The following is a 14,510-nucleotide window of genomic DNA, read 5'->3' as shown; positions in this document are numbered from 1 at the left end:
CCAGGCCAAATCTAAAAGCCTTGGATGACGGTTTGATTGCAGGGCTGCCACCCGGTCTGGCAGTGGCAGACGCCTGGAAAGCGTAGACCATGGCTAAGTGACTGATTCGGGAGGCTGTCGCGATTGGCGATGGCATGGCGCATGCAGGTGTGCCTGGCTGTCATCCCACAGTCATCTAGGCTGCCTAGGATGGCCGGCAAACCCGGCCATGACGCACCTCGATGGTGCTGGTCTATTCCAGATTGGAGTTTTTCGATGCGCGATGAGGCGCCCCGCACCCTGACCGCCATCTGCAGTGCGCTGCAGGAGCAGATCGACCACGGCCTGCTGCCCCAAGGCAGCAAGCTGCCGGCCGAGCGCAAGCTGAGCGAGCTGTTCGACACCACACGCATCACCTTGCGTGAAGCGTTGGGGCAGTTGGAGGCCCAGGGGCTGATCTATCGCGAGGAGCGTCGCGGCTGGTTCGTCTCGCCGCCCCGGCTGCTCTACAACCCGCTGGTGCGCAGTCACTTCCACGCCATGGTGGCTGGGCAGGGGCGCACGCCGGCCACCGAGGTGCTGGGCGCCCGGCTGATTCCGGCCAGCGTGGAAATCTGCGAGTTGCTGGAGCTGCCGGCGCTGTCCAGCGTCTATCAGATCCGCCGGGTGCGCCGCGTCGATGGGCGTCTGGTGCTTTATGTGGAGCACTACCTGAACCCGGCCTACTTCCCGGACATCATCGACTTCGACCTGACCCGCTCGCTGACCGAGCTGTACGACTGCCAGTACGGCATTCGCTACGGTCGGGTGCGATTCGACATGGTGCCTACCGCCCTGCACCCGGAGGCCGCTGCACCGCTGAAGGTTTCACCCGGCAGTCCGGCGCTGAAAATCACCCGCATCAACCGCGACCAGCATGGTCGGCTGATCGATTGTGACCTGGAGTTCTGGCGGCATGACGCGATTCACGTGAGCGTCGAGGTGCCGGAGTAGGGCGCAATTCTCCTCTTGCCCGCTTGGGGCGGGGTCGAGGGGGAGGGTGGGCTTTAGCCCACGCCGGCATCCGTTGGTGGGCTGAAGCCCACCTTACAAGGCCGAGGGATGCCCGTCAGGCGTAGTTTTCCGGACTCAGCTTGCGCTCGACCAGCTCGATCAGGATGTGCAGCACCTTGATATGCAGCTCCTGCACGCGGTCGGCGAAGTCGCCGCCAGGAGCGCAGATGCAGACATCGGCCAGGGCTTCCAGGGCGGAACCGGGCTTGCCGGTCAGGGCCACGACCCTCACGCCCAGGGCGCGGGCCGCTTCGGCTGCCTTGATCACGTTGGGACTCTTGCCGCTGGTGCTGATGGCGATCAGCACGTCGCCCGAACGGCCGTGGGATTCGACGTAACGGGAGAAGATGTAGTCGTAGCCGAAGTCGTTGGCGACGCAGCTGATATGGCTGGCATCGCTGATGGACACGGCGGCGATGCCGGGCCGGTTCTTGCGGTAGCGGCCGGTCAGCTCCTCGGCGAAGTGCATCGCGTCGCACATGGAGCCGCCGTTACCGCAGGAAAACGCCTTGCCCTTGTTCTCGAAACTCTCGACCAGGAGTTCAGCCGCACGCTCAATGCTTTTCAGCGCGTGCTCGTTGGCAATGAAGTTGTCCAGGGCGGTCCTGGCTTCCTCCAGGCTGTTGCGGATATGGCTGAGCATGCGGGCTTACCTGTTCGGGGGAGTGGTCAGGGCAGGTCGTGGCTGGAGTAGAAGGCGGCCAGCACCTTCACCAGGTGAGCCAGGTCATGGCTGCCGGCCAGTTCGCGAATGGAGTGCATGGCGAAGGTTGGCAGGCCGATGTCCACGGTACGAACGCCGAGCTGGCTGGCGGTGATCGGGCCGATGGTGGACCCGCAACCCATGTCGCTGCGGGTCACGAAGCTCTGCACCGGCACTTCGTTCTCCAGGCACAGGTGGCGGAAGAAACCGGCGGTTTCGCTGTTGGTGGCGTAACGCTGGTTGCTGTTGACCTTGATTACCGGGCCAGCATTGAGTTTCGGGCCGTGGTTGCCGTCGTGCTTGTCGGCGTAGTTGGGGTGCACGCCGTGGGCGTTGTCGGCGGAAACCAGCAGGGAGCGCTGGATGACGCGGGCGAAGGCGTCGCCTTCCGGCAGCACACGGCGCAGCACCTGTTCCAGCATCGGGCCATCGGCGCCGCAGGCTGAGCAGGAGCCCACTTCTTCGTGGTCGGTGCAGACCAGTACGCAGCTTTCGTCAGCCTCGGCGGCCAGCAGGGCCTGCAGGCCGGCGTAGCAGGACAGCAGATTGTCCAGGCGCGCGCCAGCGATGAAGTCGCCGCCCAGGCCGATGACCGCGGCACTCTGGGTGTCATAGAAGGACAGTTCGTAATCCAGCACCGCGTCGGCGACCACGCCATGTTCCAGGGTCAGTTGCTCGGCCAGCAGGTCGCGGAACTCGCGGGCCTCGCCAGCGGCCAGTTGCGCCAGGATCGGTGGCAGTTCGGTCTGGGCATTGATGGCCCAGCCCTGGTTGGCTTCGCGGTTGAGGTGGATGGCCAGGTTGGGAATCACGGCGATGGGCGCCTGGAAATCCACCAACTGGCTTTCCACCATGCCGGCGGCACGGTAAGTGACGCGGCCCGCCAGGGACAGGTCGCGGTCGAACCAGGGGGCCAGCAATGCACCGCCGTAGACTTCCACACCCAGTTGCCAGAAACCGTGTTTGTGCAGCTCGGGGTTTGGCTTGACCCGCAGGCAGGGGCTGTCGGTGTGGGCGCCGACCAGGCGCAGGCCGCCTTCGAGTACCGGGCGCTTGCCCAGCTTGATGGCGATGATGGAGGAGTCGTTGCGGGTGACGTAATAGCGGCCACCGCTTTCGATACGCCAGGCCTCGCGTTCATCGAGGCGCACATAACCGGCGGCCTCGAGGCGCTTGGCCAGGCTGCGGGTGGCGTGGAAAGGGGTGGGGGAGGCCTTGAGGAAATCGATCAGGCCCTGGTTCAACTCTTCGCGCATTGGGAGACTCCAGACAGCAGTGGCGGGAGTTTATCCCATAGCCCCTGGTGAAATGGAGGGCGACCCACGGTGAATTTTCGCTAAGACCTCGATAGGGGGTGGCCTCGTGGGATTGCAACGTTGACCTTATCCCAGTCGTCTGGCCACCACCGAGAACAGGTGCCAGTGCTTGTTGCGGCCCTTGGCGGTGATGCCGTCTTCTTCCTTTTCTTCCAGCATCAGCACGTCCCAGCCAGACAGCAGTTCTTCCAATTGCCGGCGGCGCAGGATGGTGATGCCGTTGTTGGCCCAGTCGTCTCGCTCGCCGAACAGGTGGCCGGCGAAGAGGCCGCCCTCCGGGAGGGAGGAGCAGATGGCCTGCCAGAGGGTGGGAAAGGCCCCGGGCGGACAGAGGGGCAGGGCGAAGCTGGAGTTGACCAGGTTCGCAGATGGCAGCGGCATGGATTCGAAACGGCAGCAGCGGCTTTGCAGTCGCAGACGTTTTTCCTCGTCCACCTGGGCTTCAAGGCGGGCCAGGGCTTCCGGTTCGGCGTCCACCGCCAGCACTTTCCAGCCGCGCCTGAGCAGTTCGAGGGTGTCACGGCCGGCGCCACAGCCCAAGTCGAGGGCGTGGCCGGGTGGTCCCTCCCAGAGTTCCAGGGCAGTCAGCAGGGTGACGCGGGCGGGTTGGCCCTCGGTGGCGTTGTAGAACTCGGTGAAGCTCATGATTTCCCCGAATCGCAGCCTTTTTCTTGAGCCTAGGTCAGAACGGCGCCGGGCACTCGAATCTCAGGCGTTCGCCCGTCTGGGGGTGGGTCAGGCAGAGCAGGCTGGCGTGCAGGCACAGGCGATCGTGGGCGGCCAGGGCGTCGGGGTTGGCGTAGAGGCGGTCGCCGAGCAGCGGATGGCCGATGGAGAGCATGTGCACGCGCAACTGGTGCGAGCGGCCGGTGATGGGGGTCAGTTCGACCCGGCTGTAATGGCCGCAGCGCTCGATGACCTGCCAGAAGGTGAGGGCGTGACGGCCCTGCTCGAAGTCCACCACGTGGCGCGGCTTGGTCGGCGGGTCATAGCGCAAGGGCAGCTCGATGCGGCCGCTATCCAGTTCCGGCTCGCCCCAGCAGAGCGCGGTGTAAGCCTTCTCGGTTTCGCGGTCATGGAACTGACGGGACAGCTCGCGGTGGCTGTCAGCATCGCGGGCCAGCACGATCAGACCGGAAGTTTCCCAGTCCAGGCGGTGGACGATGCGTGCCTCCGGGTAACCGTTCTCCTGCAGGCGGGTGATCAGGCAGTCCTTGTTGTCCTCGGCACGGCCGGGTACGGACAGCAGGAGGGTGGGCTTGTTGACCACCAGCAGGGCGTCGTCCTGGTGGATGAATTCAATCTGGGAAAGCGGCATGGAAATTCCGAAAACGCCGACGGCGGCCGAAGCCGCCGTCATTGCACAACCACTCGATCAACGATCGGGCAGGGTGATGTTCAATTCGAGAATCGAGCAACTGCCCTGATTCTCCAGCAGGACCTGAACCTGCTCTTCGTCGATGTCGACATATTTGCGGATTACGTCCACCAGGTCTTTCTGCAGAGCCGGCAGGTAGTCCGGCTGGCTGCGTTGACCACGTTCGTGGGCAACGATGATTTGGAGTCGTTCCTTAGCGATCGAAGCGCTGTTCTGCTTCTTCCGCTCGCGAAAGAAGTCGAAAATGTTCATTCACGGCCTCCGAACAGGCGTTGTAAGAGTCCTTTCTTCTGCACGTCGAGGAAGCGGTGAGGCAGTTCCTTGCCGAGCAGGCGATCGACGGCATCGCTGTACGCCTGGCCGGCGTCGCTCTGGTCGTCGAGGATGACCGGGATACCCTGGTTGGAGGCCTTGAGCACCGCCTGGGATTCCGGGATGACACCGAGCAGGTTGATGGCGAGGATTTCCTCGACGTCTTCGACGCCGAGCATTTCGCCCTTGGTAACGCGCTCGGGGTTGTAGCGGGTCAGCAGCAGGCGCTCCTTGATCGGTTCTTCGCCTTTCTCTGCACGACGGGACTTGCTGGCCAGCAGGCCGAGCATACGGTCGGAGTCGCGCACGGAAGAGACTTCCGGGTTGGTCACGACGATCGCCTCATCGGCGTAGTACATGGCCAGGTGGGCGCCTTTCTCGATACCGGCCGGCGAATCGCAGACCACGTACTCGAAGTTCTGCGACAGCTCCTCGATGACCTTGCCCACGCCTTCGAGGGTCAGGGCATCCTTGTCGCGAGTCTGGCTGGCGGCCAGGACGTAGAGGTTTTCCAGGCGCTTGTCTTTGATCAGGGCCTGGGTGAGGGACGCTTCGCCATTGATGACGTTGACGAAGTCGTACACCACGCGGCGTTCGCAACCCATGATCAGGTCCAGGTTACGCAGGCCGACGTCGAAGTCGACGATTACGGTCTTGTGACCGCGCAGTGCGAGACCGGTACCGATGGCGGCGCTGGTGGTGGTTTTACCCACTCCACCCTTGCCGGACGTGACAACGAGGATCTTGGCCAAGGTGATTCACCCCAAATGATAAGAAAAGCGGGAAGTTATGAGCTCTTTCGAACCGTCCGTCTTCCCTTTCAGGTCCCTGAAAATTCGCGGCAGTATCCGTTAAAGGCGGGTGATGTTCAACACGTCTCCCGACAGGCTGACTTGTACCTGTTGACCCCACAGCGGATCGCGTCGCAGGTCGTCGGCAACCTTGTACTGACCGGCCACTGAGACCAGTTCGGCAGCCAGTTGGCGGCAGAATATGCGCGCCTTGGTGTCGCCCTTGATGCCCGCCAGGGCACGGCCGCGCATGGGACCGTAAACATGGATGTTGCCGTCTGCGAGAAGTTCCGCACCGGGGCTGACCGCCGCCAGAACTACCAGGTCGCCGCCTGGAGCATACACCTGCTGGCCACCACGCACCGGAGTCGTGATGATCTTTGTCGGTTGCACCTCGGGTTTGGGCGGCTCGGCGGGCTTTTCGACCTTTTTCTTCGCTTCGGGTTCTACCGGATTGATGGCGCGCTCGCGGGCGCCGGACGGCGGCAGCACTGGAATGTCCAGGGCGTCGGCGGCAGCGATATGCGCTTCGCGGCTGGCGCGGATGGCCAGCGTGCGCAGGCCGTGACGGCGGCAGATGTCCAGCAGGGCGGGGAGGTCGAGGAGGGGTTCGCCGTCGGGCAGCTTGTCCAGCGCCATGACCAGCGGGGTGTTCTGGAAGAAGTTGGGGGCCTGGGCGACTTTCTCGTCCAGTTGCCTGTCGAGGCGTTCGAGGTCGTTGTGTGCCAGCTCCATCACGGTGATGGCGAGCATGCTGCCCTTGAGCTGGAACACGGGTTCTTGGTCGAGAAGGTCGGCTTGGCTCATGGTCTGCCTGCAGTCGTGAATGGCGAGGACTTATAGCGAGATCGTCCGGCGCTAGCAAGCCGGAAGGGGGCGACGCATTTGGAGTAGAATGCGCGATTTTCTCGCTCAAGCGGATTCAGAGATGGATAGACCTCAATTTCGCCCACAGTTCCTCCACCCGCGCTTTTGGGCGCTGTGGCTGGGCCTCGGCCTGCTGTGGCTGATCACCCTGCTGCCCTACCGGGTGCAACTGGGCATGGGGCGTATTCTGGGCGCGCTGATGCTGCGGGTGGCCGGTTCGCGGCGCAAGATCGCCCGGCGCAACCTGGAGCTGTGCTTCCCGGAGCTGTCCAGCAGCGAGCGTGAACAACTGCTGCGGGAGAACTTCGCTTCCACCGGTATCGCTTTCTTCGAGATGGCCATGAGTTGGTGGTGGCCCAAGCCGCAGTTGGCGAAGTTGTCCCATATAGAGGGCCTGGAGCACCTGCAGAAGGCCCAGGCAGAGGGTCAGGGGGTGATTCTCATGGCCCTGCATTTCACGACCCTGGAGATCGGCGCCGCATTGCTTGGCCAGGTGCATACCATCGACGGCATGTACCGCGAGCACAAGAACGCCGTGTTCGACTTCATCCAGCGCCGTGGCCGCGAGCGCCACAACCCGGACGCTACCGCCATCGAGCGGGAGGACGTGCGCGCCATGCTCAAGGTGCTGCGCGCCGGCCGCGCCATCTGGTACGCACCGGATCAGGACTACGGCCGCAAGCAGAGCCTGTTCGTGCCGCTGTTCGGCATCGAGGCCGCTACCGTCACCGCCACGACCAAGTTCGCTCGCCTTGGCCGCGCCATCGTACTGCCCTTCACCCAGCGCCGCCTGGAAGACGGTTCCGGCTACAAGCTGGTGATACACCCGCCGCTGTCCGACTTCCCTGGCGAAACCGAAGAGACCGACTGCCTGCGTATCAACCAGTGGGTGGAAGGCGCGGTGCGCGAATGCCCCGAGCAATACCTCTGGGCCCACCGCCGCTTCAAGACACGGCCGGAAGGCGCTCCCAAGCTTTACTGAAACCTATACTCGGAAAATCCCGCCCGGAGAGCAGTCCATGGATGCAAGCGCCGCCACCAAGAAGTCCGTGACCGGGCTGATTCTTTCTGGCGGTGGTTCGCGGGCGGCCTATCAGGTGGGGGTGCTGGGCGCGATCGCCGACCTGTTGCCAGACGCCGCCTGCAATCCTTTTCCGGTAATCGTCGGCACGTCCGCCGGCGCAGTGAACGCCGTTGGCCTGGCCTGCGGCGCGCTTCATTTCAGCCAGGCCGTTCGCCGTCTCAACGATGTCTGGCAGGCCTTCCGTTGTGGGCAGATCTACCGCAGCGACTGGCCCGGCGTGATCCGCCAGAGCTCGCGTTTCCTCGGCCACAGCCTGCTAGGCCTTGGCCGTGACATCCCAGTGGCGCTGTTGGACAACGCGCCCCTGCGCGAACTGCTGGCGAGCGAACTCGACTTCTCTGGCATTTCCGCTGCCGTCCGCACCCGCCAGCTGCGCGCCGTGGCTGTGACGGCGTTCGGCTATGAAACCGGACAGGCGGTGACCTTCTACCAGGGGCGCGCGACCATCGATCCCTGGTATCGCCACCGCCGCGTGGGCGTACCAACCCGCCTCAGCGTCGAACACCTGATGGCCAGTGCGGCGATTCCCCTGCTGTTCCCGCCAGTGCGCCTGGGGCGCGAGTACTTCGGCGATGGCGCGGTACGCCAGACAGCGCCGATCAGTCCGGCGCTGCACCTGGGCGCCAATCGGGTACTGGTGGTAGGGGTGAGTGGCAATCCGCAGGGCATGAACCCCGGCCAGGAGATGGCGCAGCTGCAGGGCGGCCGTCCGCCGACCCTGGCGCAGATCAGCGGACACCTGCTGAACAGCACCTTCATCGACAACCTGGAAAGCGATATCGAACTGCTGGAACGGATCAATCGCATGAGCCAGGCCATGCCGCCTGAGTCGCGACCACGCAATCTCAGTTCGGAGCAGGTTGAGGTGCTGGTGATTTCGCCGAGCCGAGCGATGGATGAGATCGCGGCTCGCCACCGCCGCGAGATGCCGCGCGCCATCCGCACCTTCTTGCGCGGGCCTGGGGCGACCCGGGCGAGTGGGGCGGGGGTACTCAGTTACTTGCTGTTCGAACCCGGCTACTGCAATGAGCTGATCGAACTGGGTTACCAGGACGCCATGGCCAAGCGCACTGAGCTGCAGCGCTTCCTGGGCCTGGAGATGGCGCCGGTACACCCGCAGGTGATTCCGGCGCTCTAACCCCAGTGTCACTGACCGAAGACGCCGTCTCGGTAGTCCCGCAGCGCCTGCTCGATTTCCTCTCGGCTGTTCATCACGAAGGGACCGTACTGGACGATGGGCTCGCCCAGCGGGCGCCCAGCCAGCAGCAGGACCTTTGCCCCAGCGTCGGTGGCAATCTCCAGCGCACCTTTCTCGGAGAGACGCGCCAGACGCCCTTTGCCGATGGCTTGGCCATTGACGTGCACATCCCCCTCGTAGACGTAGAGCATCACCCGCAGGCCGTCGGCCAGGCGTGGTGACACCCGGCTGTGGGCGGGAAGGTCGAGGTCGAAGACATGCGGTTCGGAATGCGGACGTTGCACGGCGCCCTCTTGGCTGATCTCGCCATCGTCGAAGCGGCCGGCGATCACCCGTGCCTCGACGCCTTCAGCCGCGCGTACCCGCGGAATCTCCGTCGGGTCGAAGTCGCGGTAGCCGGGGTCGCCCATCTTGTCCTTGCCCGGCAGGTTGAGCCAGATCTGGAAGCCGCGCATCACGCCTTCTTCCTGCTCCGGCATCTCGCTGTGGATGATCCCGCGCGCGGCGGTCATCCATTGCACGCCGCCGTTCTGCAGCAGGCCACTATTGCCCAGGTGGTCCTCATGGCGCATGCGCCCTTCGAGCATGTAGGTGATGGTCTCGAAGCCACGGTGTGGGTGTGGCGGGAAGCCGGCGACATAGTCATCCGGGTTGGCCGAGCCGAACTCGTCGAGCATCAGGAAGGGGTCGAAGCGGGGCACGCCCTGCTCGGCAAAGACGCGCGTCAGGTTGACCCCGGCGCCATCGGACGCCGGTTGGCCGGGGCGTTGTTCGAGAATCTGGCGATAGCTCATCTGGACCTCCTCAAGGTTGGAATGAGCGCGATCCTACGCCTATGAATTGGATCAATGGTGCGTGATTTTGCTTGTTTTATATCTAATTAGTGGATCTTTCTGGCGCTATCTGTAGGGGCTAATTCATTCGCCAACCGGACCTAAGGTTCGGCCTGACACGGCAATTGGGCAGATTCGCCGCTCTCGGTGAATGAATTAGCCCCTGCAGCGGCCGAATCAGGCCAGAGGCCTTACTCGGCAATCTGCAACCTGCGCGACTCGGTGTAGACGTAGCGCAGCTTCTCGTACTCGAAGGGCGTGTTGAGCTGGCCGTAGCGGAATTTGGTTGTGTAGCGTTTGTCCACCATGCGCAAGGCGGTGATCTCCGGGTGGTCACTGCTGACTTCCGGCACGTTGAGGAAGTTGATCTGGTAGTCGGCGACGTAGTCCACCACCAGCCCGCCGGTGTCTCGCAGGTTGGACGGACCGAGGATTGGCAGCATCAGGTAGGGGCCGTCGGAGACGCCGTAATAGCCCAGGGTCTGGCCGAAGTCCTCGGTCTGCTTGGGCAGCCCGATGCGTGCGGCCGGGTCCCAGAGGCCGACGACGCCGATGGTGGTGTTCAGCAGCAGGCGCCCGGTGATTTCCATGGAACGTTGTCCCTTGAGCTGGAGCAGGCTGTTCAGCAGGTTCGGCACATCGCCCAGGTTGCTGAAGAAGTTGCTCACGCCGCTGCGCACGAATCCCGGTGTGACGTAGCGATAGCCGCGCACCACGGGCAGGAACACCCATTCGTCGAAGCGATAGTTGAAGTGATAGACCCGCCGGTTCCAGGACTCATAAGGGTCGTAGACACTCAGTGCGTCGAGGGTGGAGCGTTCGAACTCGCGCTGATCCAGGCCGGGGTTGAATTTCAGGTCTTTCAGCGGCTGAGTGAAGCCGTCCTGGTCAGGCTCCTGGGCTCGAGCGAAGGGGCTTGCCAGCAGTAGGGCGATCAAGAGTGCTTTCTTAGCCACGGAAGAACTCCAGCATGGCGTCGCCGTTGACGCGGTAGTTGAGGTTGCCGCAGTGCCCGCCATGGGGGTAGACGGTCAGGCGGTCGCCCAGGGTGCGGCGCAGGAAGCCCAGGTCGCCAGGGCCGAGGATGAGGTCGTCGGCGTTGTGCATCACGGCGATCTTGCTGTTGTCCTTCAGGTAGTCCTCCAGGGCATAGAGGCTGACCTGGTCGATCAGTTGGGTCAGGCTGCCGCCGTCGTATCGGGCGCGCCAGTAGGGGATCAACTGCTCGGTGATGTAACAGTCGAAATCACATTGCAGTGCGCGCTTGTAGAACGGCGTCAGGCTGGTGCCTTCGCTGATGGGCAATTGCACCGGAGTGATCAGTCCGCGATGGTTGATCAGGTCCGAGGTGAAGGCGATGTCCGAGGACGAAAAGCGGAATGAGGTGCCGATCAGCATGGCCATCTGCTCGTTGGACAGCCGCTGTTTTGATTCCTGGAAGTCGAACAGCAGGGCATCATTGAGGTCGATGTAGCCCTTCTGCTGGAAGTAGCGGGTCAGCTTGCCCAGCACCACCTGATAGAAGGTGGTGGTGTCGTCGACGCCCTTCACGCGGGTCTGCACCAGACGATCTAGGTTGGTCACGGAGGTGTAAAGGTTCACCGGCGGATTGAGCAGTAGCACGCGCTTGAAATTGAAGCTGCGACGGGTTTCGTCCAGGTGGCTGACGAAGGCCGCCTCCAGGGCGCCGAGGCTGTAGCCGGTCAGGTAGAAGTCGGTGATCGGCAGGTCCGGATGTTGGGCACGCACCGCCTGCATCACCCGATAGAGGTCGTCGGCGTCTTCGGCGGAAAGCCCAGGGGTCGCATGACGCGAGGCGGCGGCCATGAAGTCGTAACTGGTGGGCGAAGAAAGCTGCACCACGTGGTAACCGGCGCCGTAGAACAGCTTCTTCAGGTTCTCGGCATGGGTGCTGGCGTAGTGACCGCCCGTGCCGGCAATGACGAACACCAGCGGGGCAGGGCCCTTTTGCTTGGCGAGGCGGTAGCGCAACTTCTTCACTGACCAGAAATTGTCCGGCAACTCGCTTTCGCGCTCTGGACGCAGCTTCAGGTCATAGTCGGACTGGTCGATGTCGTCGTCCGTCGGCACCGCGCTGCGCAGGTGCGGAGGCGTGGTGGCGATGGTCGCCTCGAACGGGTTGGTGATCGGAAAGCCATAACTGGCTGCATCCAGGTCCGCGGCCAGCACGGGAGCGCAGAGGGTCAGGCTGCCCAGTAGGGCGGCAAGGCGAAGACGGAGCATAGGAAAGGTCCCTGTTCAGATTCTGCGGAGTCCGGATCCCGCGGTTGCGGGCAGGCTCCAGTCACTCCCCCGGGGTTTGCCTGTCAGGGCTGCCGGGTCGCGTTCCTTATAAGCGAACGTCATGAGTGAATACCGAGCCTATGACAACTGCAAGTTCTGTGAGTGCGGGCCGTACGTCAGGCCAGGTTGTGGCAGATTGGTGGAAGGTTCTTGCATAGCGCCATTGCGGGGGTATCCTTGGCGCCGCTTACCTATTCGGAGAGAACCATGTCCAGCCGTTCGTCCCTCATCCTGCTGCTGATTCTGCTGCCGCTCTGGCTGGCCGCCAGCTACGGGGTTCGTTTCGCCCTGATGGAGGACGGCCAATGGGTCGGCCTGTGCGTCGACGAAGCGCAACGCTGGGAGTGCCAGGTGCGCGCTGGCCTGGGGCTGCTGATCCACTTCCGTGTCATCGCCTGGATCGGGTTCGCTGCCGCCCTGGTCGCTTTCTTCATACCGGGCCGTACAGGCTGGGGCCTGGCCTTGCTGGCATTGCTCTTCGCCCTGCCGGCCCTTGTGCTGTACACCGCCAGCCTCGCGGTTTTCGCCTGTGTCATCGCAGGCCTGCGGCTGGTGCGCCGCCAGGTGGCGTCGGTGCCCGTACCGGCCTGAGGATTCAACAGGTGCAAAAAAGGACGCTTCGAGCGTCCTTTTTTGTTGCCGGTGTCCCGTCCTGAAACCGCCCTTACCGCTCCTCCGAGGGAGCAGGGCCGGGTGAGGACGGCTCAGCCGCGAACCCGCAGGCTCCGCCACAGGGCGGCCAGTAGCAGGGTGCTTACCGCGGCCCAACCGATGGCCTGGAGGTTACCCAAGGTTTCTTCGTAGAGCTGGGGCACGATGCCGGCGCCGATCAGGACCGCCATCAGTGCGATCTCGCGGCGCGGGGCGGCCACCGGGCGGAACAGGTAGACCAGGGCTGGCAGCAGCAAGGCTGCGCTGGGGAAACTGCGGTAGCGGGCATCGAACACCAGGGCCAGCATCAGCACTGCGCCGGCGAAGCCGGACGCGGCCAGCCACCAGCCGCCACGGGTTTCCAGCCAGTCGAACAGGCGACTGCGCGCTCCGCCGCGAGCGGACAGGGCCAGGGCGCCGTGGGCCAGGACGATCAGATTGAGCCCAACCAGGAATACCGCCCACAACCATTCACCGACGAAGCGGCTGGTGACGCGCGCCATTTCGCCCCACAGGCCGATGCAGGCAGCGCCCACGGCCGCCAACAGCGGTAGCAGCAGGGCGGCGCGGTTGGAGGCGGGGCGACCGGCGAGTGCCAGGGTGGCGAGGAAAATCACACCGGAAACGCCCAACCACATAGGCCAGTTGGGCAGGTTGCTGACCGGACCGGCGAGCACGCCTTTGTCCTGGCGGTCAGCATCGAACAGGCCCCAGTAACCGCCGACTGCGCCTTCACTGGCGCGCTTCCAGGGCTGGTCGAAGGCTTCGATCAGGTTGTAGCCCCAACCGTTCTGCTCGGCCATGGCAACGAAGCCACGAATGAACTTGGCTTCGTTGACCCGGCTCGGTACCGCGGTTTCGCGCTGGCGGCCTTCGCTGGGCCAGCCGGTTTCACCGATGAAGATGTCCTTAGGTGCGAAGCGGTTGCCGAACACCTGGCGGATTTCGGCCGCATGGCGCAGGGCCTGGTCGATGCCGGCAGGGTCGTCTTCCCAGTAGGGCAGCAGGTGGATGGTCAGGAAGTCCACTGCCGGAGCGACTTCCGGGTGCTTCAGCCAGAATTCCCAAACGTCGGCGTAGGTCACCGGCTGCTTCACCTGAGCCTTGACCTGCTCGATCAGCTTGGCCAACTGGGCGCCAGTGACTTCCTTGCGTAGCAGGGTCTCGTTACCCACGATCACTGACTGCACCACGTCCGGGTTGGCGTTGGCGGCCTTGATCAGGGCCTCGATCTCTTTCTGGGTGTCCAGCGGGTTGCCGTTCACCCAAGCGCCCAGCATCAGCTTCAGGCCGTGTTTGCGAGCCAGCTCCGGAATGGCTTCCAGACCGGTCATCGAGTAGGTGCGCACGCAGTGGAAGCGGGTTGCCAGCAGGGCGAGGTCAGCGTCCATGCGTTCGGGGCGCAGCACGAAGGGCTGATCGAACGGCGACTGGTCTTTGTCGAATGGGCTGTAGGACGCGCACTGCAGCTTGTGGCTGGGAGTAGCAGCGTCCGGCAGGATCACTGGCTTGCCCAAGCCGTACCAGAGGCCCGCGAGGGCTAAGGCGGCGATCAGGAAGGCGAACAGGTAGGGGAGTGCAGGGAAACGGGCGTTCTGACTCATGGGTAAGGATGCTTGCGTGGGGGCAAAGCCGCGCATCTTAGCGGATTAGCCCTCATCGCTCCTACGGCCCGCAGTGGAAAATCCGCACAGGGAATGTCCGTTATGCGTGATGGTGCAACCAGGCGTGCTTGGGGATTTCCTGTTTCGGCTTGTCGCCCTTCTCGAAGCGATTCCAGATCTTCTCGTGGAAGTAGAAACCTACCGAGTTGCACAGTGGCTCGACCGCCGCCACCAATCCACCAACCGTCAGGCTGCCGGTCAGGGCGTAGGCCACGCTGAAGGCAATGCAGAAGTGCATGAGGGTGAAGGTCACGGTCTTGAGCATGGCGCACCTCAGCAATGAGAATGATTATTCGATGTGCTCAGGCTAGACCTGCCAAACGATGGATGGAAATGTTCATCCAGCATGGTGCTGATAGTTTTGCTGTATGGCTTGA

16 protein-coding genes are annotated in these 14,510 nt (G+C 63.6%); 4 read left to right on the top strand and 12 right to left on the bottom strand.

All coding sequences use genetic code 11. The features are described from left to right. Positions 1-255 precede the first annotated feature (255 nt). A complete protein-coding gene (locus E8F20_RS25690) occupies positions 256-972 on the top strand; it encodes a UTRA domain-containing protein (protein ID WP_280286264.1) in 717 nt (238 codons plus the stop codon). A gap of 115 nt (positions 973-1,087) precedes the next feature. Here E8F20_RS25690 and lpcA read toward each other — a convergent pair whose 3' ends face one another. The 7 genes from lpcA to minC all read right to left on the bottom strand — a co-directional run bounded on the left by lpcA (position 1,088) and on the right by minC (position 6,339). Beyond that, positions 1,088-1,675, bottom strand: coding sequence for a D-sedoheptulose 7-phosphate isomerase (gene lpcA / locus E8F20_RS25685; RefSeq protein WP_280286263.1), 588 nt, complete (start codon positions 1,673-1,675; stop codon positions 1,088-1,090). A gap of 26 nt (positions 1,676-1,701) precedes the next feature. Further along, positions 1,702-2,991 carry a M18 family aminopeptidase gene (locus E8F20_RS25680; protein WP_028628209.1) on the bottom strand — a complete coding sequence of 430 codons (1,290 nt, stop codon included), beginning with the start codon at positions 2,989-2,991 and terminating at the stop codon, positions 1,702-1,704. 126 nt (positions 2,992-3,117) lie between these two features. Continuing rightward, positions 3,118-3,696, bottom strand: a complete 579-nt coding sequence (locus E8F20_RS25675; protein ID WP_280286262.1) for a class I SAM-dependent methyltransferase — start codon at positions 3,694-3,696, stop codon at positions 3,118-3,120. 37 nt (positions 3,697-3,733) lie between these two features. After that, positions 3,734-4,369: an RluA family pseudouridine synthase gene (locus E8F20_RS25670; RefSeq protein WP_280286261.1), complete on the bottom strand. Its 636-nt coding sequence runs from the start codon at positions 4,367-4,369 to the stop codon at positions 3,734-3,736. 57 nt (positions 4,370-4,426) lie between these two features. After that, a complete protein-coding gene (gene minE / locus E8F20_RS25665; RefSeq protein ID WP_016491219.1) occupies positions 4,427-4,681 on the bottom strand; it encodes a cell division topological specificity factor MinE in 255 nt (84 codons plus the stop codon). After that, positions 4,678-5,493, bottom strand: coding sequence for a septum site-determining protein MinD (gene minD, locus E8F20_RS25660; RefSeq protein WP_280286260.1), 816 nt, complete (start codon positions 5,491-5,493; stop codon positions 4,678-4,680). Before minD ends, minE begins: the two co-directional genes overlap by 4 nt. Positions 5,494-5,592: 99 nt before the next feature. Then, complete coding sequence (minC, locus tag E8F20_RS25655) at positions 5,593-6,339, bottom strand: septum site-determining protein MinC (RefSeq protein WP_280286259.1); 747 nt, start codon at positions 6,337-6,339, stop codon at positions 5,593-5,595. A gap of 121 nt (positions 6,340-6,460) precedes the next feature. On the opposite strand from minC, the gene E8F20_RS25650 reads away from it, so the two are divergent. Continuing rightward, positions 6,461-7,381, top strand: a complete 921-nt coding sequence (locus E8F20_RS25650) for a lipid A biosynthesis lauroyl acyltransferase (protein ID WP_280286258.1) — start codon at positions 6,461-6,463, stop codon at positions 7,379-7,381. 37 nt (positions 7,382-7,418) lie between these two features. Beyond that, positions 7,419-8,621: a patatin-like phospholipase family protein gene (locus E8F20_RS25645; protein WP_280286257.1), complete on the top strand. Its 1,203-nt coding sequence runs from the start codon at positions 7,419-7,421 to the stop codon at positions 8,619-8,621. Between the two features lie 8 nt (positions 8,622-8,629). On the opposite strand, the gene E8F20_RS25640 is transcribed toward E8F20_RS25645, so the two are convergent. From E8F20_RS25640 to E8F20_RS25630, 3 genes are all read right to left on the bottom strand, one after another. Then, complete coding sequence (locus tag E8F20_RS25640) at positions 8,630-9,475, bottom strand: pirin family protein (protein WP_280286256.1); 846 nt, start codon at positions 9,473-9,475, stop codon at positions 8,630-8,632. A gap of 230 nt (positions 9,476-9,705) precedes the next feature. Then, the gene (locus E8F20_RS25635) at positions 9,706-10,452 is read right to left on the bottom strand and encodes a VacJ family lipoprotein (RefSeq protein WP_280286296.1); all 747 of its coding nucleotides are present in this window, start codon (positions 10,450-10,452) and stop codon (positions 9,706-9,708) included. Positions 10,453-10,462: 10 nt separating this feature from the next. Further along, positions 10,463-11,758, bottom strand: a complete 1,296-nt coding sequence (locus E8F20_RS25630) for a serine/threonine protein kinase (protein WP_280286255.1) — start codon at positions 11,756-11,758, stop codon at positions 10,463-10,465. A 267-nt stretch (positions 11,759-12,025) separates the two neighbouring features. Between E8F20_RS25630 and E8F20_RS25625 the strand changes: the two genes are divergently transcribed. Beyond that, the gene (locus E8F20_RS25625) at positions 12,026-12,409 is read left to right on the top strand and encodes a hypothetical protein (protein WP_280286254.1); all 384 of its coding nucleotides are present in this window, start codon (positions 12,026-12,028) and stop codon (positions 12,407-12,409) included. Between the two features lie 113 nt (positions 12,410-12,522). On the opposite strand, the gene E8F20_RS25620 is transcribed toward E8F20_RS25625, so the two are convergent. After that, on the bottom strand, positions 12,523-14,073 hold the full coding sequence (locus E8F20_RS25620; protein ID WP_280286253.1) for a beta (1-6) glucans synthase: 1,551 nt from the start codon (positions 14,071-14,073) through the stop codon (positions 12,523-12,525). Between the two features lie 100 nt (positions 14,074-14,173). Further along, complete coding sequence (locus tag E8F20_RS25615; RefSeq protein WP_280286252.1) at positions 14,174-14,398, bottom strand: DUF2061 domain-containing protein; 225 nt, start codon at positions 14,396-14,398, stop codon at positions 14,174-14,176. Between the last annotated feature and the right edge of the window lie 112 nt (positions 14,399-14,510).

The organism is Pseudomonas sp. BN415, from assembly GCF_029871195.1.
Taxonomy (GTDB): Bacteria; Pseudomonadota; Gammaproteobacteria; order Pseudomonadales; family Pseudomonadaceae; genus Metapseudomonas; species Metapseudomonas resinovorans.
Note: the sequence above shows the minus strand (reverse complement) of the source record. Positions and strands in the feature narration are given on the sequence as shown.